The sequence below is a fragment of the Lunatimonas lonarensis genome (assembly GCF_000390185.1).
Classification (GTDB): Bacteria; Bacteroidota; Bacteroidia; order Cytophagales; family Cyclobacteriaceae; genus Lunatimonas; species Lunatimonas lonarensis.
In genome coordinates, this window is sequence record NZ_AQHR01000021.1 from 1 (window position 1) to 24,287 (window position 24,287).

The 24,287-nt window shown below is 50.3% G+C and carries 18 protein-coding genes; 15 read left to right on the forward strand and 3 right to left on the reverse strand.

All coding sequences use genetic code 11. The features are described 5' to 3' along the window. Window positions 1-208 precede the first annotated feature (208 nt). The 3 genes from ADIS_RS02225 to ADIS_RS23315 all read left to right on the forward strand — a co-directional run bounded on the left by ADIS_RS02225 (window position 209) and on the right by ADIS_RS23315 (window position 6,025). The gene (locus ADIS_RS02225; protein ID WP_010852650.1) at window positions 209-2,899 is read left to right on the forward strand and encodes a hypothetical protein; all 2,691 of its coding nucleotides are present in this window, start codon (window positions 209-211) and stop codon (window positions 2,897-2,899) included. 231 nt (window positions 2,900-3,130) lie between these two features. Continuing rightward, window positions 3,131-4,882 carry a hypothetical protein gene (locus tag ADIS_RS02235; protein WP_010852652.1) on the forward strand — a complete coding sequence of 584 codons (1,752 nt, stop codon included), beginning with the start codon at window positions 3,131-3,133 and terminating at the stop codon, window positions 4,880-4,882. Window positions 4,883-5,248: 366 nt separating this feature from the next. Then, window positions 5,249-6,025: a LuxR C-terminal-related transcriptional regulator gene (locus ADIS_RS23315; RefSeq protein ID WP_010852654.1), complete on the forward strand. Its 777-nt coding sequence runs from the start codon at window positions 5,249-5,251 to the stop codon at window positions 6,023-6,025. A gap of 109 nt (window positions 6,026-6,134) precedes the next feature. On the opposite strand, the gene ADIS_RS22870 is transcribed toward ADIS_RS23315, so the two are convergent. Further along, on the reverse strand, window positions 6,135-6,293 hold the full coding sequence (locus tag ADIS_RS22870; protein WP_010852655.1) for a hypothetical protein: 159 nt from the start codon (window positions 6,291-6,293) through the stop codon (window positions 6,135-6,137). A 342-nt stretch (window positions 6,294-6,635) separates the two neighbouring features. Here ADIS_RS22870 and ADIS_RS02250 point away from each other — a divergent pair, with 342 nt between their 5' ends. From ADIS_RS02250 to ADIS_RS02270, 4 genes are all read left to right on the forward strand, one after another. Further along, complete coding sequence (locus tag ADIS_RS02250; RefSeq protein WP_010852658.1) at window positions 6,636-7,508, forward strand: AraC family transcriptional regulator; 873 nt, start codon at window positions 6,636-6,638, stop codon at window positions 7,506-7,508. A gap of 142 nt (window positions 7,509-7,650) precedes the next feature. Then, entirely contained in the window at window positions 7,651-8,310 is a 660-nt protein-coding gene (locus ADIS_RS02255; protein WP_010852660.1) for a response regulator, read from the forward strand. A gap of 269 nt (window positions 8,311-8,579) precedes the next feature. Next, window positions 8,580-9,605, forward strand: a complete 1,026-nt coding sequence (locus tag ADIS_RS02260) for a right-handed parallel beta-helix repeat-containing protein (protein WP_155907068.1) — start codon at window positions 8,580-8,582, stop codon at window positions 9,603-9,605. Between the two features lie 10 nt (window positions 9,606-9,615). Beyond that, window positions 9,616-13,596, forward strand: a complete 3,981-nt coding sequence (locus tag ADIS_RS02270; protein WP_010852662.1) for an HYR domain-containing protein — start codon at window positions 9,616-9,618, stop codon at window positions 13,594-13,596. A 95-nt stretch (window positions 13,597-13,691) separates the two neighbouring features. Here ADIS_RS02270 and ADIS_RS02275 read toward each other — a convergent pair whose 3' ends face one another. Further along, window positions 13,692-14,114, reverse strand: a complete 423-nt coding sequence (locus ADIS_RS02275) for a c-type cytochrome (protein ID WP_010852663.1) — start codon at window positions 14,112-14,114, stop codon at window positions 13,692-13,694. 275 nt (window positions 14,115-14,389) lie between these two features. Here ADIS_RS02275 and ADIS_RS02280 point away from each other — a divergent pair, with 275 nt between their 5' ends. After that, window positions 14,390-15,709 (forward strand): amidohydrolase, encoded by a 1,320-nt coding sequence (locus ADIS_RS02280; protein ID WP_010852664.1) that lies wholly within the window; start codon window positions 14,390-14,392, stop codon window positions 15,707-15,709. A gap of 210 nt (window positions 15,710-15,919) precedes the next feature. Here the strand turns inward: ADIS_RS02280 and mtaB are convergent, their stop codons facing one another. Beyond that, window positions 15,920-17,233 (reverse strand): tRNA (N(6)-L-threonylcarbamoyladenosine(37)-C(2))-methylthiotransferase MtaB, encoded by a 1,314-nt coding sequence (mtaB, locus tag ADIS_RS02285; protein WP_010852665.1) that lies wholly within the window; start codon window positions 17,231-17,233, stop codon window positions 15,920-15,922. Window positions 17,234-17,465: 232 nt separating this feature from the next. Here mtaB and ADIS_RS02295 point away from each other — a divergent pair, with 232 nt between their 5' ends. The 7 genes from ADIS_RS02295 to ADIS_RS02325 all read left to right on the forward strand — a co-directional run bounded on the left by ADIS_RS02295 (window position 17,466) and on the right by ADIS_RS02325 (window position 24,282). Further along, on the forward strand, window positions 17,466-19,628 hold the full coding sequence (locus ADIS_RS02295; RefSeq protein ID WP_202900545.1) for a glutamine synthetase III family protein: 2,163 nt from the start codon (window positions 17,466-17,468) through the stop codon (window positions 19,626-19,628). 187 nt (window positions 19,629-19,815) lie between these two features. Then, window positions 19,816-20,685 carry an alpha/beta hydrolase gene (locus tag ADIS_RS02300; RefSeq protein ID WP_010852668.1) on the forward strand — a complete coding sequence of 290 codons (870 nt, stop codon included), beginning with the start codon at window positions 19,816-19,818 and terminating at the stop codon, window positions 20,683-20,685. 26 nt (window positions 20,686-20,711) lie between these two features. Then, on the forward strand, window positions 20,712-21,179 hold the full coding sequence (locus ADIS_RS02305) for a YciI family protein (protein WP_010852669.1): 468 nt from the start codon (window positions 20,712-20,714) through the stop codon (window positions 21,177-21,179). Window positions 21,180-21,206: 27 nt separating this feature from the next. Continuing rightward, on the forward strand, window positions 21,207-22,274 hold the full coding sequence (corA, locus tag ADIS_RS02310) for a magnesium/cobalt transporter CorA (RefSeq protein ID WP_010852670.1): 1,068 nt from the start codon (window positions 21,207-21,209) through the stop codon (window positions 22,272-22,274). Window positions 22,275-22,589: 315 nt separating this feature from the next. Beyond that, on the forward strand, window positions 22,590-23,318 hold the full coding sequence (locus ADIS_RS02315) for a hypothetical protein (RefSeq protein WP_155907070.1): 729 nt from the start codon (window positions 22,590-22,592) through the stop codon (window positions 23,316-23,318). Window positions 23,319-23,533: 215 nt separating this feature from the next. Continuing rightward, window positions 23,534-23,914, forward strand: coding sequence for a hypothetical protein (locus tag ADIS_RS02320; RefSeq protein WP_035804411.1), 381 nt, complete (start codon window positions 23,534-23,536; stop codon window positions 23,912-23,914). Beyond that, complete coding sequence (locus ADIS_RS02325; RefSeq protein ID WP_010852673.1) at window positions 23,899-24,282, forward strand: DoxX family protein; 384 nt, start codon at window positions 23,899-23,901, stop codon at window positions 24,280-24,282. Before ADIS_RS02320 ends, ADIS_RS02325 begins: the two co-directional genes overlap by 16 nt. Window positions 24,283-24,287 lie beyond the last annotated feature (5 nt).

Consider the following 24,287-nt stretch of genomic DNA (forward strand, 5'->3'; position numbering starts at 1 on the left):
AGACTGGCGGCATTCTGGAAAATGTTTTCCCATTTTCAGAGGCCAAATGAGGAGCTAAAAAGAGTTTGTGAAATTAATTATTAGACTTTATATAAATGGCGGCATCTACCAACGTGCCCGCGGCACGAGAATGTTTTTTGCAGCCGACAGGCGCATGAATCGCCTTTAGGTATGGAATTTGTTCATGCTGTGAAAATTTCACGTTTACATGCAATCAGGATTTTCGTTTAGCCTTCTCTCGTTGGTGCTTTGGATAGGGGCAGTGGTGTCCATCCACGCGGGGTGGAACTATTACACGGCGAACCATTCGCTGCTTGGGCAACTAGAGGATCAGGATCCGGAGTTGATAGGTCCTACCACCGCCTGCCTGACCAGTTCGGTGGTTTTCGGGACATTTTTTGGTGCCGGAGACCCTTCGGTAGATCGTTATGTATGGACGATTACCGATGCGGCAGGAGAGGAGCTGTATTATCAGACAGGTGGCTCGGATGCCCAGGAAATAGAGTTTCCCTTTACCTCGGCCGGTACCTATACGGTGTCCCTTCAGGTAATCCGAAATGGGAACCAGAATTTTTTCCGGGCTTCCCAGCAGGTGGTGGTGGAGCGGGGCCCCCGTTTTGTGATGCCCCCTGATATTGTTTTCTGTGGGAACGATCCGGTACAGATTACCGCCATTGATCCCAACGACCCCACCATTGGAAATTTCAGTTTTGAGTGGTATCGCGTAGCCGGACAGGTACTGGGCACGGAAAACACCTTTACCGCCACCCAGCCGGGCAGGCACTATGTACGGGTCATTTCAGCTGCCTGTGAAGTCGTGGCAAGTACCTTTGTAGGTCCGGCGATCGAAGTAGAGGTACGCGCCTCGGCTAACCGCGTATGTGAGGGTCAGCATGTAACCTATACCCCGGATACCCCGGTACTGGCCCGCTGGGCCTATCAACGGCAGGGGTCAAACGAACTCCGATCCCTGGGAAGTTCCTTTGCGTTGGATTTGCACACCAGTGAGCTGGATGGGGTGGGACAGTATACCGTCTTTTTTTACGTGGATGATCCCGATCGGCCCGGATGTGCGTTGGAAAGGCGCATTAATCTGGAGGTCGTAGCCGGTGCCGGCGAATTTACGCTGGCCAAACTACAGGACGCAGATGGATGCGAGCTCCCTACCGGTGCTTTTGAAATTCGAACCCAGGATGGTTTTGATGCCATCACTGTGTCGGATGGGGCGGGAAACTTCGCCAACCTGGCCGCAGGAAGCGTCCGCACCGTCAATGGGTTGGTGCCTGGAATTTACACGGTAACCGGGAGGTCTGGTACCTGTACGGTGTCTCGAACCATCCGCATAGAAAATGAAAATCCAAACGAAGCCATTCCATTTACAGTAGAAGCCATAGACCAAAGCTGTTCGGAAACCGGCGTAAGGGTGGGGGCACTGCGGATAGATTTTGGAGGGGTTTCCCAATCGGGTAGTTATCGCGTGGTACGCTCCAATGGAGCAGTGGTTGCGGGTACCTTTGACAACGAGACAGAAGTGGCAGTAAACGTGCCGCCGGGCAGTTATGAGGTGGAGATCAGGGATGCGGCCAACTGTGCACAGCCGGGATCGGTGATGTATGAGGTAGAGGGAAACAGGCAGGTAAACTTCTCGGTTCCGGCATCGCTTCAGGTCTGCGAATCCTTTGAGCTATTTCCGTCCAGTACGGAAGAGTTAACCTATACCGTTGTTCGTCCGGATGGCAGTTCCGTAGCAGGTTCCTCGGGAGTTGGTTTCGTGGTAGACCAAACGGGCACCTATCAGTTTACCGCCATTTCCACTGACCCAAATCTTTGTCCCCGCACCCGGGAAGTGGAGGTGGTGGTGAATGAGCCGGTTCGTTTTGAGCCGGTTTTCCAACAGATTGATTGTTCGGGAAGGCAAATGTACACCACAGAGTTGTTTGGACGGGATCCGAATTCGGTGATTATACGTTGGTATTCTGAAAATGGAACCATTGTAGGCAGGAATCCCCAGTTTTTTCCGCCGCTTACCGGCAATTACCTCCTGGAAGTTCAGCCTAGGGCCAGCAGTGCCTGTGAAGTATCGCCAATCCCCTTTGAGGTAGTGGTGCCCCTGAGATCCACGGAGGTGGAGATTCAAGGCAGCCCCTTTTGCAATGAGGATGCGTTCACCACGCTGACCCTTGACGTCGGAAACCCGGAGGCAGTCCGGGCCATAGAATGGTTTCAGCGAAACGAGGAGGGGGAATGGGTTTGGCTACTGGAATTTAACGACCAGCAATCGATCGATGTGGTCGACGAGGGCGAGTACCAGGTGGTGGTTCGAAACCAAATCGGTTGTAGGCTGGGCACAGCGACCTTGGAAGTAGGACGTACGGAAGTCGAACCGCTTGGCTTGGAGGATTCGTACGAGATTTGCAGCGAGGAGGGGATTTTCCCCACCCTCCAAGCGGCAGGATATGCGGAGGTAGTATGGTTCCTGGACGGACAGCCCATTTCCGATCAACCCAGTTACCGGGTAATGTCTCCTGGAAATTATGAGGTAAGGGTGGTTTCAGAGGAAGGCTGTGAGATGGTTTCCGCCTTTGAGGTGCTGGAAGGTTGTGCATTGATGATCCGGATGCCGGATGCGATGGTGGTGGGCGACCCACAGCGGGATTTCCGGATATATGCCCACCCCGACATAGACGAGGTGGAGGTATTTATCTATCAGCGGACCGGAGAGCTGATTTTCCATGCTACGAGTAGGGTGGGAAGCGGTACGGAGCCTGTTTGCAGCTGGGATGGGCAGATGAATGGAAGACCCATCACGGTGGGAACCTATCCGGTGGTCGTTCGGTACCGAAGCGGAAGGTTGGGTCTTGATGAGGTAATGAGGCGGTTCTTGGTGGTGGTTCAGTGATTTTTTCTATTGGCTCCTGATATAGGGGCTTTTTTTATGTTCTGTGGCAATCGTAAAATCCCCCAATTGGGGGATTGATACAATGAACGGTCGCCCATACTTTTGGGAGGTGATTTTCAGAGGGGCAAGGCGTATCGTTTTTGTACGGTTATTTGCCGGAAGTTTTTTCACTTTTCGTCCATATTCTCTGGGTTTCACAGGTGTCATTTGGGTAAACAGATCAAATTTCCAATGAAAGTAGTTTGTTATGTGTTGATTCTTGGGATGGCTTTAGGTTGTATTAAAGGAGAAGAGGAGCTGATGCCGGACCCTCCTTTGCAGCGGGTGGATTTGTACGCCGAAACGACCACGGTAAAGCCCTTTGAGTTTGTGCCGGTTACCACTTCGGAGTTGGTTTTTTCCGAGGAGTCTTATAAGGCTACTTTCAAGGGAATGGAGGTTGATCTCATAAATATCATGGAAGATAACCAGTTGCTGTTTGTTGTTCCCGATGTCGCTCCGGGTGCGGGCGAATTGGAAATGGTCGTTGGAAATAAACGAGCGTTACTCTCTTTCGTGGTCGTTGAAAATAGCGTTTCCAATCCCTCCGAGGTGATTGACAAAGAGCTCATGGCTCCATTATTGGGATTGCAAAGTATGATCACTGCAATGGTGTCCGATCCCTCCCTACCCCCCTCGATGAAAATGCAGGCTTTGTCATCGGTGGAAATGATTTCTGGTTTGCTCGAAGAATTCGAATCCTTGTCCAGTGTTGAGCTAGCGGAGGTAGCCAAGATTTTTCAAGCCAATCCATTGGGTTTGTCCGGGGTTTTCGCACCCTCTGCTAGGATCAGCATGGATCAGGAACAGGATTGTTTTCAGATGAATGTGGGTATTATCACTGCTTCGGTCGGTGTGGTTTCCATGTTGGTAGCTGCGCTTCCAAAGATATTGGCGTCCGGTGCGAAAGCTGGTGTACTAGCGGCTTTCAGGGTTAAATCTATGCTGGCTGCCTTGGGGGCCATGATTGTGGTTTCCTATACTACAAAGGCACTGGTCGGAGAGGCTCAACGCAAACTGTTGAATGAATGTTTCTTTCCTTTTGAAACCATGATTCAGGGTGCAAATGGATCCAGAAACGACTTTTCTTTCCAAAACCAATCCGAGCAGCGATTTACCGTTATCAATCGTGTCAAATTGCTTAGCCTAGCGGATATCGATAGCCCCAATCCCTATCTATCCAATGCAGCAAACAACTTTCGATTGATCGGAATAAAACTCAAGTCGATTATTGTCGGGGTCAATTCCGTACTCAATCGTACCACCAGTTGGTTTTACAGTTGGTTTTCAAAGCCAAAATCGGAGTTTGATCTATTGACCGACGATTTCGAAGATTTGCCATCTTCCCCCACCGTAAAAGAAGATGTTGGGAAGAGCGAATATATTTCATTCGTGGATTTCCCCGCCGATGTGGAGGTGGTGGCGGTCGTTGAGTCAGACCATACGGTCAAGCTGCAAGTCCGTGCGGAGGAAGAAACACTTCCAAGGAAGGTCACCGGAAAAGTAAGGTACGATGATGGAGTTTTTTTCCATGAGAGGGAAGTGTCAATTGATATCGAAGCGGCAACGGACATACCACTCCTTGAGGGGTATTATCTGGTCGATTATGCGTGGGGAGAGCAAATTATTTTGCGTATCAATGTACCTTATTTTAACTATTCGCTTGGGGATGTGCTATATTTTGACCCTGGGAAAAACGAATGGAATGACCCCGTAGGTTTTAGGGCGACCGTTTTTGCATCGTACATGGACGGGGAGGACGGTGCAACTGAAATCAATGTTTCAATATCAACCGGTGGATGCTTGTCGGAGAGTTTCCGAATTTATCGGTTAGATCCTAGCAAGAAGTCGTTTACCGGTAAATATGAACATGGTAGATGCAACCATGACGCTTATTTGGGTTCGGAGGTTAGTTTGATATATCTTGGGGAAAGTTTTCCTTAATATTGAGCGGTGCAGTAGTATATCCAAGTCGTAAATGCCTTGGAGGGGAGAAAATTGCCAAGGCATTTTTTTGAACATAGGTCATGCGATAGATTTCTGAATAAATTGGTTTTATTTTTGACGGTTCATGTGTCAAAAAAAAGCACTTTTTTTAGACTCATGAATTTGTTTTTTGAACGTCATATTTAGTTTTTAACGAATGATTTTCCTTTTTTTTGCTTTTTTGTGTATCAGTTTCAGTAGGAGCAAGTTTTGGTAAATAGCCTGGATTCTATTTTTTTGTCCTTTGGTTCATTGAAAGACGCCTGAAACAGTGCCTTTCCTGGATTTGGCGGAGACGTTGCGCGCTGGGAAAATAATTAACACATGAGAGATGGAATTGAGAAAATGCACCAGGTTTGGGAAAGCTTGGTGTTAGAGGAGCAGGTTCAGACGGAGTTGCCGGAAATTGACTTTAATCAGATAGTAAGTGCGGTATTTGCGACTGGACCGTTTTATTATTACCTAATCGATTTTTTTGATTTCAGCGTTTCCCACATAAGCAGTGGTTTTGCCCAAGCACATGGTGTCAATCCCCAGGAAATCTATACGGTAAACGATATCTTGGCATTGGTGCACCCGGACGATTTGCCCTTGGTGGCCAAGGCCGAGGAGGGAGCATTTGGATACATGCAAAATCACGTCGGTATTTCCAGCATCAAGTCCTATAAATTCTCCTACAATTTTCGGTTTAGAAATGCAACTGGAGCCTACGACATGTACAATCACCAGTCGTTGGTGTTGACTACCGATGAGCACAATAATTTTGTCAAGGCACTGAATATCCATACCAATATCTCCCACTTGACCAGCAAAAACAGTTATACCTTTTCAATTATTGGGCTTAACGGGCTGCCTTCTTTTTTGAATTTGCCAATTTTTGAAGCAGGCGAAAATGAATCATTAGGGGTCAATAATTTTTCCCGACGGGAGATAGAGATCATCAAATTGATTGCGGCGGGAACCAGCTCGAAGCATATAGCGGACCGGCTTTTTATCAGTCCCGAAACCGTCAAGTCACACCGAAAGAACATATTTCGGAAAGCAGGCTGCACCACAGCCGCCGAATTGGTTGCCAGAAGTATCAGCGAGGGGTGGATATAACCTTCATCATCGGATAGATTCCCCGTCGTTCCCCTTTGGTTTTTGGATTAACCGAAGCGGTGGTTTGAGAGGCTAGAAGGTGTAGCCGATATGGATCACCATGCCATAATCAAAGTTTTCGCCCTTGAAATGGAGGGTTCCGTACCGGATTCTTTTTAGCTTCCCGACAATAGGGGCCTGCCCGGCCAAAAAAAACCGTATCCATGGTCTGTGCCAGTCCATCTCCGAGCAGCAGGGCAAACAACAAGGTTCCAAGCCATCCCTTCATGGTAAGTATAAATAATTTTTATAAAGCATAGGGGCTTAAATACTAAAATGACGAAAGGCCGGATTTGCACCCATTTGCGGCAATGGGTTAGATAGGTCCCGATTTACAATAATCAATAGGTTTGTCATTGTTTTTGGGTGGATGGTTATCAATATTTAGGCCAGTTGTTTTGGCGGGAATGGCTAACGGCTCGTTTAGTGATCAGGGTAAACTCAGTTTTTATAGGCTGTTGGATTTGCAAAAACCGGATCAGTTAAAGGTATCTGTTATTTTTTTGATTGGATTTGTTTCGTTGTTTCTTTATTTTCATTTAATCGATAATCTATTTAATGCCTACTGACGATGCATAACCTAACCTTTTTTCCCGTACACCCCTCCCTTCGCCCCTATGTGAGCGGTTACATGCTCTTCGAACACGATTTCCTTGTTCCTGATCGTCCGATTTTTTCTCCAAAGGGTACGGCAGCCCTGACGATCCCCATCGATGTATCCGAAGGTAACTTCCTTGCCTACCCCACACCCTTGGACAGGCATTATTTTGAAGCGGGCGTTCCGCTCCTTTTTGGCCAGATGAGCCGGGTGGGCTATGCTTCCACCTTGGGTCGGTTTAAGTTATTTATTATCGTGTTAACCCCCACGGGTCTTTTTCATTTCTTAGGAAGGCCGGTCGACAAGCTGACGGACAAAATCGTGGATTTGGAACAGCTTGGGTTGTCCGGGGTGAAGGAGCAACTTCGGACCCTGTTTGCCTCTTCCCAGTGCCCTAAGGGTTGGGCAATGGGACTGGATGCCCTGTTGTCAGATTGGTTTTTGCGGAGAGGTGCACAAAAGCAGCACTTGGATGTATCTTCGATATGCGATGAAATAATCCGCCTTAAAGGGAATCTATCCCTCGATGGGCAGCTTTGTGGAGGTCGTGTGTCAAAGCGTACCTTTCAGATTCATTTCAAACAGCAAGTGGGCATCTCGCCAAAACTTTTTTGCCGCATCGTACGCTTCAATGCGCTGATAGACGCCATGCATGCCGCAGAAAAGTTTGACCTGCTCGAATTGGTGGTTGCCCACGGCTATACGGACAGGTCCCACCTGCACAAGGATTTTAAGGATTTCTCCGCCCTAACTCCCAGGCAGTACCTGAGAACCCATTTCGAGATTAACCAACGGGTGGAGCGGGTTTTGGTAAAAAACCGAGGTCGGTTCAGCAATGATAGCTAGCTATTCCATCTTGTAGGCGTTAGGAGAATTTTTTTGAATATAATGCCGGATGCTGCGCTTTTTTACAATTTTTTGGGTAGGTGATTGTGTATTTTACCAGCGTATTGTTTAACAAGCCGTTTTTTCCCAAAATTAAATTGGTATGGGTGTATCCGTCTTGCTGGCCGATGATCATAAATTGACGGCTTTTGGTATTCGAAAACTAATGGAGCAATTGCCCGGACACGACTTGGTAGGGCATGTGGAAAACGGGCAGGAGGCCATCATTTACTTAGAGCGAAACCAAGCTGTCGATGTGCTGGTGCTGGACTTGCATATGCCCGTAATGGATGGGATGCAGCTGCTTCCCCACCTTAACCGGAAATTCCCCGCGCTTAAAAAAATGGTGCTGACCGGTTACCACGACCGAGGAACCATGCAGATCTGCCGAAATCTTGGGGTGAATGGTTTTGTGGGAAAGGGTGCCTGCCTGGACACTTTTAAGGAAGCCCTTCAGGTGGTGGCTGCGGGAGGGGAGTATTTTCAGCCGGTAAATTTGATGGAAAGTAATGGGAATGCCCGGCAGTATAGCCTGTGTCGTAGTCTTCGGGATACCTACGGGCTGTCGGATCGGGAAACGGAGGTTCTGCAGATGATACTGCACCAATCCCCCACCTGTGAGATCGCCGAAGCACTGAGGCTTAGCCCCCTTACGGTAAAGACCCACAGAAGGAATATATTCTACAAGCTGAAAGTACACAATCTCTCCGGGCTATTGGCGCTGATTCGGACGTCTCCCGTTCCAAGGGCCTCATCGTGGTAGCATTCGTATACCCTATCGGTACATTTGAGGCGTATAGCAGTGCACCTTCTCCGCCTGTTGGACGAGGGTCCTGTTCTTAGATCGTTTTGGAGGGCTGTTTTGGATCATTCGGTTCCAGGGCTACGTTTCGAGTGGGTGGATTTAGTTGATAATACTACTTTTGGGGTATTTTTTTATTGCCGCAGGTAGGGGAAATTTAGCAGCTGACTTTTGGGTTCAGCCATGTGCTCGTCGCAGTTTATGATTTTAGGATACCTACTAGATGTTTTATGAAGAATATGTACAGATTTTTGGTTTTAGGATGCCTGCTGGCCGTCTGGCAGGTTGAGGCCAAGGTGATCACCGTAAATAATCGGGAGGGCGCCACCGCCGACCACAGCACCATGGCAGGAGCCCTTGATGCGGCAGAAAATGGGGATGTCATCTACGTGAGTGGATCGCCGATCCTATACGATGATTTTACAATAAGAAAAAAAGTTGTCTTGATTGGAACGGGGCATAACCCCTCGGGTGCAGGGGGGCTTGTCAGCCAGTTGAATAAGGTTGTTTTGGACATGGGGTCATCGGGAACGGAGATCATCGGGTTCAGCATCAATTTGATCGATATCGGGATAGTTTCCGAAATAGAGGACGTTAAAATATCTCGTAATTATTTGATTAATAACACACTATATCTTTCTAGTCTTGCGAAACGCTGGTTTATCGAGGAAAATATTATTGGCAATATATTTAAGTTTATCGACCCAACCGATCTCTCTCTTGAACAAAAGCACGTAATCCGAAACAACATCATCACAGGTGTTGTAAACAATATCTTTTTTTCGGATTTTATAAACAATGTTTTCACCTATCCTGTAGTCGGCGCGTTCGAAAGCGTTCGTAACTGTCAGTTTTTAAACAATATCTTTTTCCAAAATGATTTGAGCGCAGATTTTGACCTCCCGCGGATTACCTTTAGCAGTTTTCTCAACAATATCTTTTATGGCCCGAGTAACCCCAATTCCCTGCCGATGGAACACGGCATTGAAGGAGAGGGGAATATTTTTGCAAATCCCCAATTTGTAAATGTGCAGGAAAATTCATTTAGGTATACCTTCGATTACAGCTTACAGCCAAGCTCTCCGGGGGTCAATGCGGGTACCGACGGTACGGATATAGGAATATTCGGGGGCATTGGGTTTTCGATTACCGGAGAACCGGACGATTTGCCTGTGGTGACCCGTTTTGATATACTCAATCCCATGGTGCCCCAAAACGGCAGCCTGAGAGTCCGGATTGAAGGGCGTGCCAACTAGCGGATCGGATATGAGGACAGTTCGATTTTTGGGAAGTATTCTTCTGATGCTTTTTTGGCTGGCAGGGGAAGCCCGTGCGCAGCAGTCGCCCTTGGTTGCGGCAGAGTATTTTATCAATACGGATCCGGGTTTTGGGAACGGAACGGCCCTACCGGTTACCCCCGGTCTTCGGCCCCGTATAGAAGCCGATATCAGTGTGGAGGGTCTGCCGAGAGGATTTCACCTGCTGTTTGTCCGCTTCCGCAATCAGGAGGGTATTTGGGGATTGGCTTCAGCCAGGGTTTTTTTGGTGGAAGGCGAACGCCGCGGACAGCCCCTGATGGTCGAGTACCTGGAGTACTTCTTTGATGACCAGGATCCCGGGCAGGGGCGGGCGCTGGAGATACCCCTGGAGGAGGCCGCCGCGATCGATCTCGAAGCGCTGATCGCCGTGTCCGGGCTTGAACTAGGCGCGCATACCCTTTCGGTGCGGATCCGGGATACGGGCGGGAAGTGGAGCGTGGTAGAGACCCGGGAGTTTACCGTCACCGCCCCCGAATCGGAGGATCCTCCCCTTCCCGATCTGGAAGCCCTTCCTGATCTGGTTGCCGAGTGTGCCGTAGAATTCGAGTCCCTGACTCCGCCGACCGCGACGGCAAGTGATGGCAGTAGCCTAACCGGAACCCTAGACGAGAGCCTATTTCCCATCACGCAGCAGGGCGCCACGGTACTGGTATGGACCTACACGGATGCCAACGGCCTGGAGATTACCCAAGAGCAGCGGGTGGTTCTAGAAGACCTTACCCCACCGGTGCTGACTGCACCCGCTGACCTGTCGCTGACCATACAGTTAGGAAGCGCCGGTGCAGAAAACGTGGATTTGGGCATACCGGAGGTGTCCGACAACTGTCTCCTCGGGGAAGTCTCCAACAACGCACCGGAGGTTTTTGCCCCCGGACTGACGGTGGTGCTTTGGACGGCCGAGGACGCTGCGGGCAACCGGTCTACGGCGGAGCAGCGGATCACGGTGACGGAGGAGCAGGCACCCGTTCTCCCCACCATTCAGGCACCCGCCACCATCCTGGCAACAACAGATCCGGGAAGCTGCGGAGCGTCGGGCCTTGATCTGGGGATGCCGGAGGTGACCGGCGACCTTGGTGCCGATGCCGTCACGAACGACGCACCGGAAGCCTTTCCCCAGGGAACGACGACCGTTACCTGGACACTTCGGGACAGGGCGGGCAATACGGTCACCGCACAGCAGGAGGTGGTAGTGCAGGACACGGAAAAGCCGTTTTTTCTGCCAACCGAGAACCTACAGGTAGAAACCCCCATGGGGGTATGTACTACGACCGTTCAGATCGTACCGCCACAGGCTGTGGATAATTGCGCCATTGGTGAGGTAAGGGGCACCCGTGCCGATGGGTTGGGGATGGAGGATCCCTTCCCGGTAGGTACTACCTCGGTCACCTGGGTTGCCGTCGACGCCGCGGGCAACGAATCGGATCCACTGGTGCAGGAAGTGGACGTGGTGGAGGATTATGGCATAGATGCCAGTCCGGGTAAATTGGATTTGAGTTTTGACACGAACCATTTGGGTTTTGGTTCCGGTAGTTTCTTTAGCTTCGGTAGAGAGATCTTCCCAAATGACTATCAGGTAAATACTATGGTTGTTCAGCCTGATGGAAAAATATTGATTGGAGGAGACTTTACAATCTCAGATGTAGGACGAACGTGGAGACGTATCGCAAGGTTTAATTCAGATGGGAGCTTGGATCAGGGGTTCGATATTGGTTTAGGTATAAACGGGGTAGTTAATACCATTGCCTTGCAACCCGACGGAAAAATCGTAGTAGGTGGCGATTTTACACATTTTAACGGTTTAAGAGCCACTTCGATAGTTAGATTAGAATCATCGGGTAGTCGTGACAGAACTTTTAATTTAGAGAACGATATCATTGGTTTTTTTGGTAGTAGAGCTCAGATTAACTCGATTATTCTCTTAAGAAGTGGTAAGATTATGCTGGGCGGGTATTATTCAACCAATAGGGATTTGACTGGAAGATTGTCTCTTTTGAATGCGGATGGTTCGACTGATGCACTATTTAAAGTACGTATCTTATCGGGTACAATACACACAATCGAACAGGATTTTAAAGGAAATATCTATGTTGGCGGCTCTTTTGAATACGAAGGAATCAGAAACTTGGTAAGAATTCAAGAAGACGGAACATTGGATATCGAATTTTTACAGAGAATCTCAGCGCAAAGAATACAGGATTTTACATCGCATGCGATTACAAATATTTCTGTCCTACCAAATGATGAAATTTTTGTTTCAGGGATAAGACAAGGAAGTGTATTTGGGAACGTGCCAGCTTCAAATTTCGCTTTAAAATTCAATGCTGAATCTGGCTTGATTGTTCCAACATTCAAAGTTGAGGTTTTGGAAGGAGGCGGGATACATTCAGTTGCCGCCCAAAGTGATGGAAGAATTATAGTTGGAGGTAGTTTTCAAAGTATCAATGGAGTGCCATTAGAAGGGATTGCTCGATTAAACGCAAATGGCACGGTGGACGGAAGCTTCATCTCACCGGTGGGTAGAACAGTAAGGGCACTATCGCTTCAGCCAGATAGGAAAATTCTGGTTGGAGGGTTTAGCTTTTCACAGTATGGCCTTTCAAAGAAAGCAATCGCCAGACTTTATTCAGATCCCTGCATTCAAAAGGAATGTAGCGTTGACCTTAGTCCGGAGGATAGGGTACTCAGGCTGGGCGACAACGGTCGGGCCACCCTGCGGATTGAGGATGTGGTGTCGGCTGCGGCCGCCCATTGCCAAAACGATCAGATGGAGTTTGACCTAAGCCAAACGCTGTTTACCTGTAGTGAACTGGGCGACAACCTGGTGACCCTGCGGGTGGTGGATGCGGACGGCCGCGAGCACAAGGCCACCTTCAACGTCCGGGTGATCGACGATATACCCCCCGTCATCGAGGGGATGCGGCCCATGGTGACCCTACTCCGGGAAGACAGGGGCTACCTGGTTCCTGATTTTACGCCCCTATTCGCCGTCTCGGACAACTGCGGGGTGCATAGCTATGAGCAGCATCCCGCACCCGGCACCCTAATCAAAGAGCAGGGAGACTACCGCATAGCCCTGGTGGCGACCGACGCAAGTGACAACAAAGTAAGCGAAACGGTGATGCTGCACCTGCGTACCAAGCAAGGGGGACTCTGGAAGGAGATAGAACGCCTGGCGGATAGGCCGTCCATCGTTGTCCCCTGGGATACGTCTTTTGCCGATCTGGAGGATTATGACCTGCAGTTGCGTTCGGCGGGCGAAGTGTTTGGCAAGCTCGATGTGGCCTGGGACGCGACGGGGTACACGCCCTGGATTCCGGGTGCCTACACCCTGCGGGGCTCGCTGCGGGACGGTTCAGCCCCTCCGGGGCCCGATCCGCTCCTGCTACAGGTACTGGTGGAAAACAAGCCACCGGCGCAGGACATCCTGTTGAGCAATGACCGCTTGCCCCAGGCCATTAAGGCAGGAGCCGTCATCGGACAGCTGAGTACGGTAGATCCCGTGGATGCAGTCCATAGGTACTCCATGGATGAGCACCCACAGGTGTATCTTCAGGAGGGTGAATTGCGCTGGCGGGGAACCGCTGCGGTTCCTGAACAGACGCAGGTCAGGGTACATAGTACCGACCGGGCCGGACAGACCATCAGCCGGGTGCTTTCCCTGTACCGGGATCGGGATCTGCCGGTAGACCTGAGGGTTTATCCGAATCCCGCCAGGATGGAGACCAACCTCTTTGTGCAGTTTGTCGACCCCGCAGAGGTATCGATCCGGGTGTTTGACGCAGGCGGCAGGCTGCTCTACGAAGAGCACAGCAGACAGGAGGGAAGCTTTACCCGCGTGCTGGACCTTCGTGGCTACAGTCAGGGCATGTACCAAGTGCTGGTGCAGGTAGACAGCCGCCTGCTGGTACGCAAGTTTGTCAAGCAGTAGTCCGGGTAGTCTGCACACGCATCCTAGCGACAGTCAGTGCCCTTATTCCAAACCACCCACCGGATCAACAGGCTAAGGATCCGATGGGTGGTTTTTTAGTGTTTATCGGTGGATAGTACATAGGTGGCCATGGCCTGTGCATCCTCAAAGGAGACCTGGGGGTGGGGCAGCATCACCGGGTAGCCCCAGGAACCGGTACCGCCCGAGATGATTTTACGCGCCAGTAAGTCGATATATACCTGCCTGCGGGGGTATCTTTTGGCAATATCCGCAAAGGCCGGCCCCTTCGCCCGACTGTCCCTTCTGTGGCACTCGTAGCAGTTGGTATACGCTACCAATACCTCCCCCCGATGGATAATCTCTTCGGGCACATCCTCGTCCTCACCGGGAATGGCCCGGATATAGTCTTTCACCGGCGCGTCCACTATTTTCCCATCGGCTTCCCTTTGCCCCCCACATCCAGAGGCCACGGTAACGAAAAACAGAAAAAAACAGAAGGGAATGCGAAAAGGGGTCATGCGGTTTTAAGGAATCTGCGTAGTTACAACCGCTAATCTACTTATAAAAAGATTAAAACATCCTTTAATTTGGAAAAAAAGTTGGAGGAATTTTTGGGATCAATGCGTACCTTTCCTATTCGCGCATGAAGGGTCGGCTTAACGCGAACCTGTCGGATGCTTATTGGTTAGGATAGGCGATTGGAAATCTGATAATCAACTGCCCTGTTCAGTCATATGCGGCACATTCCCGATCCGGAAGCGGTTGTGACCATTGAAAAAACAAGTATAGACATATGCAAACTAGGACTAAATCATTTGCCTTTTTATTGCTTCTACTGGTAGTGGTGGGTATGGATTGGATCCGGCCGGCTGCAGCACAGCAGGCCCTGAAGACCGCCATCGACCAAAAGGCGGAGGCTTTGGAAGCCCAGGTAATTGCCTGGCGCAGGGATTTCCACCAGCACCCGGAGTTGGGGAATCAGGAGACCCGTACGGCGGCCATTGTGGCGGGGCATTTGCGGTCTCTCGGCATGGAGGTTACCGAACAGGTGGCTGTCACCGGTGTGGTTGGCGTATTGAAGGGCGGAAAGCCCGGGCCTACCGTTGCCCTGCGGGCGGATATGGATGCCCTTCCCGTGACCGAGCGGGCGGATGTGCCCTTCAGATCCACCCAGACGGCGATCTACAACGGACAGGAAGTGGGGGTATCCCATGCCTGCGGCCACGATTCCCATGTGGCCATATTGATGGGTGTGGCGGAAACACTTGCTTCCCTGCGGGCTGAACTGCCCGGCACGGTCAAGTTTATTTTTCAGCCTGCCGAGGAAGGAATGGATGGCCTCGACACCTGGGGTGCAAAACAGATGGTAGAGGAGGGTGTCATGAACGACGTGGACGCGATCTTTGGCCTGCATATCAACTCCCAGACGCCGGTAGGTACCATCAAGTACCGTTCGGGTCCGGCCATGGCGGCCGTGGACAACCTTGAGATAAAGGTAATCGGCAAGCAGGCCCATGGGGCCTATCCCTGGTCTTCGGTAGACCCCATCGTTACCGCGTCGCAGGTGGTGCTTGCTCTTCAGACGGTGGTCAGCCGCAGCGTTAATGTCACCGAAATCCCAGCGATAGTGACCGTGGGTTCCATCCATGGGGGCGTACGGCACAACATCATTCCCGAGGAGGTGGAGATGATCGGTACCATCCGCACGTACAGCGCGGCGCAACAGGACTTGGTTCACCGAAGGATTTTTGAGATAGCCGCGGGCATAGCGCAAAGCGCAGGGGCGCAGGCAGAAGTCAACATCCGAAAAATGTATCCGGTCACGTTCAACGACCCTGGTCTCACGGCAAAGATGTTGCCCACCTTGGAGCGCGTTACCGGGCCGGGAAAGCTGGTCGAGCATGAACTGATCACCGGGGCAGAGGATTTCAGCTTTTACCAGCAGGCCAAGCCGGGGCTGTTTGTGTTTTTGGGCGGCATGCCGGCAGCGGGAGATCCGCTAAAAGCACCCGCTCACCACACGCCGGATTTTTACCTGGATGAAAGTGGGTTTGTGCTGGGTGTGCGTGCATTGAGCCACCTTGCCGTTGATTTCCTGAATAGCGCAATTTGATCCCAGATCGATTGGTGTGGAGTGTCTTTGTTTTGCTGACTTGTCCCCCCTAAATCAATTCGCTCCTGAATATGTCCGCTGCGCGGTACCGCAAGGATCCCTGTATACAATGAACATACAGGTTGATAATTTGGGGAATTGAACATCACTAGCCTTGGGCAACGCCCAAGGAAGAAAGCGAATTGCCACCCAAGCGCCAAGGGTGCGAAATCATTCGAACACGACTTCGGGTTCCGCCACTTCCACCACGCCCCGTTCGTTGATGCCGGTAAGGGTCACCGTTTTCATCTCGTTGATCAGCAGGGGATCGTATTTGGCCGCGACGCGTACGTAGTTTTCGGTAAATCCGTGCATCATGCCTTCTTCGATGTCTTCCTCAAAAAGCACCTGCCAGGTTTTACCCAGGTTTTCTTCGTAAAACTGCCGCCGCTTCTTTTCGGAAAGTATCCGAAGCATTTTCGAACGCTCGTTTCGTTTTTTCATGGGCACCACGCCCTCCATTTCTACTGCGCGGGTATTTGCCCGCTCCGAGTAGGTAAACACATGCAGGTAAGACACCGGTAGTTCGTTCAGGAACCGGTAGGTTTCCAGAAACAGCTCGTCCGTCTCGCCGGGGAAGCCTACGATCACATCCACGCCGATGCAGCAGTGGGGCATTAGGGTCTTGATTTTGGACACCCGGTCTTCGTACAGTTCCCGGAGGTAGCGCCGTCCCATGGCACGCAGGATCGTATTGCTGCCGGATTGCAGCGGAATATGGAAATGGGGTACAAAATTTTTGGAACCGGCCACAAACCCGATGATCTCGTTGGTGAGCAGGTTGGGTTCGATGGAGGATATCCGAAAGCGCGGAATCCCGTTGATTTCGTCCAGCGCTTTCAGCAGGTCTAGCAGGCGTTCTTTTCGTTTCCCGTCCTGAATGCCGAAATCACCGATGTTCACGCCGGTTAGGACTACCTCTTTTACCGGGGATTCGGCGATCCGGAGCGCGGCTGCCACGATGTGTTCTATGCTGTCGCTGCGACTTTTGCCACGTGCCAAGGGGATGGTGCAGAATGCGCAGCCGTAGTTGCAGCCGTCCTGCACCTTTAAGAAGGTACGGGTACGGTCATGCATGCTGTGGGAGGCATGGAACACGTTGGCCTCCTGGATTTCGGAAGCAAGCACTTTGGTTTCCTGCACACTGGCAAAGTCGTCGAGCAACTCGATCAGCCGGAATTTCTCGGCAGCACCCAGTACAGCGTCCACGCCTTCGATTTCGGCGATTTCCTTAGGCTTGAGCTGGGCATAGCAGCCTATAATGGTCACAAAGGAGTGTGGGGAAATCTTTTTAGCTTCCCGCACGATTTTCTTACACTTTTTGTCGGCATTTTCGGTAACCGAGCAGGTGTTGATGATAAAAATGTCGGGATTTTCCTCAAACCCCACCTTTAAATAGCCCTTTTGTTCAAACATCCGACTGATGGTGGAGGTCTCCGCGTAGTTAAGCTTACAGCCCAGGGTGTAGAAGGCGACTTTTTTCAAAACAAATGGATGGATAGAACGGGTGCAAAGGTACGCATAATATGGAAGTTTTCAATTTTCGGGCATTTTTCAGAAAAACCACTTGAACAGGGTCTTTCGCTGCTAATTTTGCGCTATTTTCCGTCATATGGTGCGTATTTTGCGAAAAATAGATCGATTTTTCACCAAAAATGTTGTTTTGTGAGATAATTTTCTAATTTTGTGTATCAAATTTAAACCACAAAAATCTACGATGGCAACATTAAGACAATTAGCGTTAATGAAGGTGCAGGAAAGATCCTACGTGACTTCCGAGGCTCCCTCTCTTAAGGTTTCTGATTACTTTGGGTCTCAGGTATTTGGTCTGAAGGAAATGCAGGAAGCGTTAGCTCCCTCCGTTTACCAGCGAGTTGCCGGTGCCATAGAAAAGGGATCTAAAATAGACATGTCCACTGCGGAGGAGGTAGCGACTGCGGTAAAGAGCTGGGCGTTGGCCAAAGGTGCCACCCACTACACCCACTGGTTTCAGCCGCTGACCGGTTCCACGGCCGAAAAGCACGACACCTTCTTTGATGCACTATCCAAGATGGAGAAGTTCAAAGGTTCCGCCCTGGTGCAACAGGAACCAGATGCCTCCTCTTTCCCAAGTGGGGGTATCCGTACCACGTTTGAGGCAAGAGGGTATACCGCTTGGGATCCAAGTTCGCCCATCTTTATCTACGACAAAACACTTTGCATTCCTACCATTTTCGTCTCCTACACCGGCGAGGCGCTTGACTTCAAAACCCCGTTGATCCGTTCCACGGAAGCCGTAAACCAAGCCGCAGTGGATATATGCCAGTACTTTGACCGCAATGTGCGCAAGGTATACCCTTCTTTGGGTGTGGAACAGGAGTATTTCCTTATCGACAAAGCTCTTTACTCTACCAGACCTGATTTGGTCATGTCGGGACGTTCGGTTTTTGGACATAACCCTGCCCGTGGTCAGCAGTTGGATGACCACTACTTCGGATCCATTGCACAGCGTGTGAAGGAATACATGAAGGACTTCGAGATCGAAGCCTGGAAATTGGGCATTCCGGTTTCTACCCGTCACAATGAAGTAGCTCCAGGTCAGTACGAAGTAGCGCCACTGTTTGAAGAAATCAACAAGGCCTGCGATCACAACCTGCTCCTTATGGACCTGATGGAAAAGGTGGCCGACCGACACGGCTTCAAGGTGCTTTTCCACGAGAAGCCATTTGCCGGACTGAACGGTAGCGGTAAGCACAACAACTGGTCATTGATCACCGACACAGGGGTCAACCTGTTCCAGCCAAGCAACTCTGCCAGGGAAAACCTTCAGTTTCTATGTTTCTTGGTCGGCACCATCAAGGCGGTATATGTGTATGCAGACCTGCTGAGGGCCAGCATTGCATCCGCCAGCAACGACTACCGATTGGGTGCCAACGAAGCACCGCCCGCGATCATCTCCGTATTCCTCGGTTCTACGCTGAGCTCTGTGCTTGACGAGTTGGAGCACAATGGAAACGTGAAGATCGAAAAAGGCGACAACATGTATATGAAGCTGGGTCTTACCAAAATCCCGGAAATCATACTGGACAACACCGACCGTAACCGTACCTCTCCCTTTGCCTTCACCGGCAACAAGTTTGAGTTCCGTGCGGTAGGATCAAGTGCCAACTCTGCCGGCCCAATGACCGCGCTGAACGTGATCGTTGCAGACGTCTTGAAGGAGATGAAAGTGGACATCGACAAGGAGATGGAAGCAGGCAAGGAAAAGAAAATCGCCATCGTTGACGTTTTGCGCAGATACATCACAGAGAGCAAGGATATTCGCTTCGAGGCCGACGGTTACTCTGATGAGTGGGCGGAGGAAGCAGCGCGAAGAGGCCTTTCCAACCTGAAGAGCACGCCATTTGCCTTGGATACCTTGGTGACCAAGAAGACGGCAGACCTTTACAAGCGCCACAAAGTACTTAGCGAAAAGGAGCTACATGCTAGGCATGAGATCCGCTTGGAAAACTACATCATGCGGGTGCAGATCGAGTCCAGGGTAATGGGTGACTTGGCATTGAACCATATCATTCCTACCGCGATCCAGTATCAGAACAAGCTTATCGAAAACGCAAACGGACTGAAAGGCCTGGGATTGGATCACCGTGCGGCCATCGAAACCATCGAGCAGGTGAGCAAGCACATTGAATCCTTGAAGCTGAACGTAGGGGAGATGATCGAAGCCAGAAAGCGAATCAACAAAGAAGAGGATATCGCGAAGAAGGCAAAACTTTACAGCACCGATGTGAAGGATGCCTACTTTGATAAAATCCGCTATGCAGTTGACAAGCTCGAGTTATTGGTGGACAACGAATCTTGGCCACTGGTGAAATACAGAGAGATGTTATTTATCAAATAGAACCATTCGAAAACCGGCTGCTAACCCAGCCGGTTTTTTTTTTGCCAATTCTGATCCTTAGGTGTGCCAACACGGGCAGGTGGGTTTGTTGTCATTTTCTGAACAAGGGGCTTTCTTAACAGGGTATTTTTGTATCTTGTTGGCGTAAATTTAAACCGTATGTTATCCAAACCCAGCCAATACCCCTATGAAATCGAGCCATTACGTAGCCTTAGGTTTTTTTCTTTTTTCCGCCACGATAGCCCATGCCCAAGATAGCCGGGTATTTGACAACCTAACGCTGAAGAGCGAGCTGTTGGACATGGAGCGTCACTACGCCATCTATCTACCTCCGGGTTATGACCATTCCGAACGAAGCTACCCTGTGCTGTATCTCCTGCACGGCGGCGGGGATGACCATACCGGATGGGTACAGTTTGGCGAGGTGCAGCACATAGCGGACAAAGCGATCAAAGAGGGCACGGCAACCCCGATGATTATCGTGATGCCTGACGCCAATACGGGTAGACGGGGCTATTTCAACGATATAAACGGCGTGTGGCGGTACGAGGATTTTTTCTTCGAAGAATTCATCCCATTTATTGAAGGTAAGTACCGGATCAAGGCGGAGAAGCGATACCGCGCCGTAGCCGGATTGTCCATGGGTGGGGGAGGTTCTTTTTTTTATGCCATGCACCGGCCGGACATGTTCTCGTCTGCTGCACCACTGAGTGCTGCGCTGCGTAGTCAGACAAAAGAAGAATTCCGGCAGGCCCTGGAAAACAGCGGTACCAAGGTGAAGAATTCGACCTCGCTGGATGCTTACTACGATAGGCACCAAGCGCTGCGGCAGATCGAGGTAAGTTCCTTGGAAGACATGAAGTCCGTCCGCTGGTATTTTGACTGTGGAGACGACGATTTCCTCTACGAAGGCAACAGCCTCGTACACATAGCCCTGCGGAAAAAAGAGGTTCCCCATGAGTTCCGTATCCGGGATGGTGGCCATACTTGGGGGTATTGGCGTACCTCCTTGCCCGATGTACTGGGGTTTGTGTCGGAGGCTTTTCACCAACGATAAGGAAATGCTTTGAAAGTCCATTATATATGAAAAACACGGTCCATTTACTGTTATTTCTGGTGGTAGCACTGTTTCCCCTTTTTGGAAAGGCACAGCAGCAGAACAGCGTCTACGATGAGTCCCTTGCCAACGCCCTCGGCGCGGACGATTATGGCATGAAGATGTACACCTTTGTGCTGTTGACCTCCGGTGAGCATACTCCGGAGGATCAGGCGGTGGTAGCAGCTGCCTTTGCCGGCCACATGGCCAACATTAACCGGCTGGCTAAGGAAGGGAAGCTGTTGCTGGCCGGCCCCTTTGGGCCAAATAGCGATGCGATGCGGGGCCTGTTTGTTTTTGACAGTGCGGATGTGGAGCAGGTAAAGGGCTGGCTGGCCGGCGATCCTGCCATTGAAGAGGGTTTTTTGAAAGCCTCGCTGTATCCTTGGTACGGCTCAGCGGCGCTGCCCCTGTATCTGGAGGCATCCGAAAAGATCTGGAAAGTTAAGCCCTGAGAGATCGTTGGTGTAAGCGAGGACTGAATGGCAAGGAAACGACAAAAGCGAAAACTGAAGGCAGGGCTGGCTCCGGGCACGGCACTCTTCACCGGGGAGCAGAAGATGGAGCGCTTGGAAATGTCCGTACTGAGGTACGACGCGGATTTGTACGAAGAATCGTTTCCCGGCAGCCTCGAGGAGGTGCTATCGGAGCTGCGACCGGGCGGGCCGGTGACCTGGGTCAATCTGGACGGGCTGCACGAAGAGCATGCCGTGGAGCGGATCTGTCAACGGTTGGATATCCACAAGCTCACCATGGAGGATATCTTGAGCGTGGGGCAGCGACCCAAGGTGGAAGAACATGCCGACTACCTGCATGTGGTGTTGCGCATGTTTATGATGGATGGGACAATCCGGGAAACCACAGACGAACAGCTCAGCTTTATTCTGAAGGGCAATCTGTTGCTTACCTTTCAGGAGCGCAAGGGTGACGTGTTTGATGGGGTGCGGAAGCGCTTGCGGGAAAGCAAGGGGCAGATACGCCGGCGCCCCGCCGACTACCTCCTATATGCGCTTATGGATGCGGTGGTGGATAACTATTACCCTATACTGGAAACCCTCGGGGAGCAGTACGAGGAGTTGGAAATGGAGCTGCTGGACAATCCCACGCGGGCCGCGCTGGGCCGACTCCATATCCTGCGCAGGGAGACCATTCTGCTGCGCAGGTCGGTGTATCCGCTGCGGGAAGTAGTGGGACGCTTCGAGAAAATGGAAGAACCCGTTGTGAGCGAGGGCACGCGGGTTTTTATCCGGGACCTGTATGACCATACCATACAGGTCATAGAAAACATCGAGGTGCTACGGGATATCGCCACGAGCCTGCTGGACCTCTATATGAACAGCGTATCGAACAAGATGAACGAGGTGATGAAAGTGCTTACGATCATCGCGACGCTGTTTATTCCGCTCACCTTTATTGTAGGGGTCTATGGGATGAACTTCGACTATATGCCGGAGCTGAAGTGGCGTTACGGATACTTTGTGGTATTGGGGCTGATGTTTGTGGCGGTGCTGGGCATGATGTACTTTTTTAGGCGTAGGAGGTGGCTGTAGCCTGATTTAATGTGCACAAGCCGTCGAAATAGGTAAGAAATACCCGGAACAGGGTGTTTTTTGCGTGGTAGTTTAGGGCTATCTTTAGCAGTAAATCGTGGCCCAAAGCCCATAAGCTGAAAAAGTGGGCGAGCAAGCTGGTTATGGCTTGTGGCGAAGCGGGAAGGAATCTGCCTAGTCGCAAGCTATAAGCAATCGCGGGTTAAATCGTAAATTCAAGGTCTGTGCAGAGTTAATAGACATTTGTGGTGGAGGTCAGGAAATCGCCTCGAATAGCCCCACATCTCTTAGCAGCCGATTTTTGCCACCGTTGGAATGAAACAGTTCATACTTATGGTTACTTTAATTCTGTCGGTACTCTGCTCCTGCTCTCAAACAGATAGTAGTGGAGTAACTGCGGAAGAGAAAATGGAAGTTTCATGCAACTGTGTAGATGGCGTATTTTCTTCCAGAAATGCCTTACCAATAGCCCATTCTCGAATTGGGAAAATTCTCGTCATATTTTGCGGCTACAAAGGTGATTATTATGAGCTTGACAGTATAGATAACACTCAAAATAACTTCGGTTTCAAACGCACAGCGTTTGAAATTATTCAATGCTCGAATGACAGTGTTTTGGTTGTCGTGGAAGAATACTACACTGATTCGATTCGTGTTTCGGACGAAGGATTCAAACATTTTCGACTTTCTCATTTTCCCAAAGCGGAAAATTTAGAATACGAACCAACTACATTACTCGAATACCAATACAAAGAAACACAGGACGGAATCGGGATTGACACCTTAATAGCTTTACCACCCAAATTTTTTCAACAAAAATACCTTAATGAACTTGTTGGTTTGGTAGAGTTCTATAAGAATGATACTACTGACACCTCAAAATATTACGACTTGAAGCTACACTATCTTTTTTTGAGAGCTTTATCAGACGAAAAATTTATGGGGGAATTTATATCATCCGGGCCATATGACGGCTACATGGGGCCAGTATTTAGAGATTTTAAATCGTATCTTGGACATGAAAGAAGGAAGAACGGTAGCTAGTATACCTATGAAATCGAGCATGACGTTGCCGTCGCACACTGGGTTGCCCCGATAGCTATCCGGGGCAACCATGCGACCTGCCACGAATATCGGGATATAGTGCGTCCGCCCTTTAAAACATGAGCTCATTGGGTAATGTATTTTTAGGTGTTCTACAACAAAACGGAGCGAACCGAAAAACAGCAGCGAGGGTTTCCTTGTTACTTGTTCAAAAAATGCTAACACTACGACTTGCAGCGGTATACAATGTACTATGGGGTGCGTGGGTGGTTTTGTTCCCCCAGCAGTTCTTCCACCTAACTGGCATGGAACCCATCAACCATCCGATGGTATGGCAGGGCATGGGTATGGTGATAGGGGTGTACGGACTTGGCTATTGGTGGGCAAGCTATAACCCCTACAGGCATTGGCCTATCGTTGCGGTAGGCTTTTTGGGTAAGCTATTTGGGCCAATTGGCTTTTTGGTTAACTACCTTACCGGGGAGGCACCAGCCAGCTTTGGCTATACGTTGATAACCAATGATTTGATATGGTGGATTCCGTTTTTTCTTATTTTGAAAAAGGTACATACAGAGTATAGATGGGCCCTACATTGATGCGAAAGGCCACCATATGGCTTTTGGGATTGTTCTACATGGTGGCTGGTGCTAACCACTTTGTCAATCCCGGTTTCTACCTGCCGTTAATCCCGGACTATTTTCCATTCCCCGGCCTCATCAACTATGTTTCCGGTGTGCTGGAAGTTTTGGTCGGGCTTGGCGTATTGTTTCGTAAAACCCGCAAACGGGCAGCGTTGGGCATCGTCTTTCTTCTGGTATTGTTCATTCCTTCCCACGTGTACCTTATTCAGCTTGGGGGCTGTGTTGCCGATGGACTGTGCGTTCCCCTGTGGGTAGCGTGGGTTCGTTTGATAATTATTCATCCCCTGTTGATGTATTGGGCGTATTATGTCTCAAAAAAATAGTATCT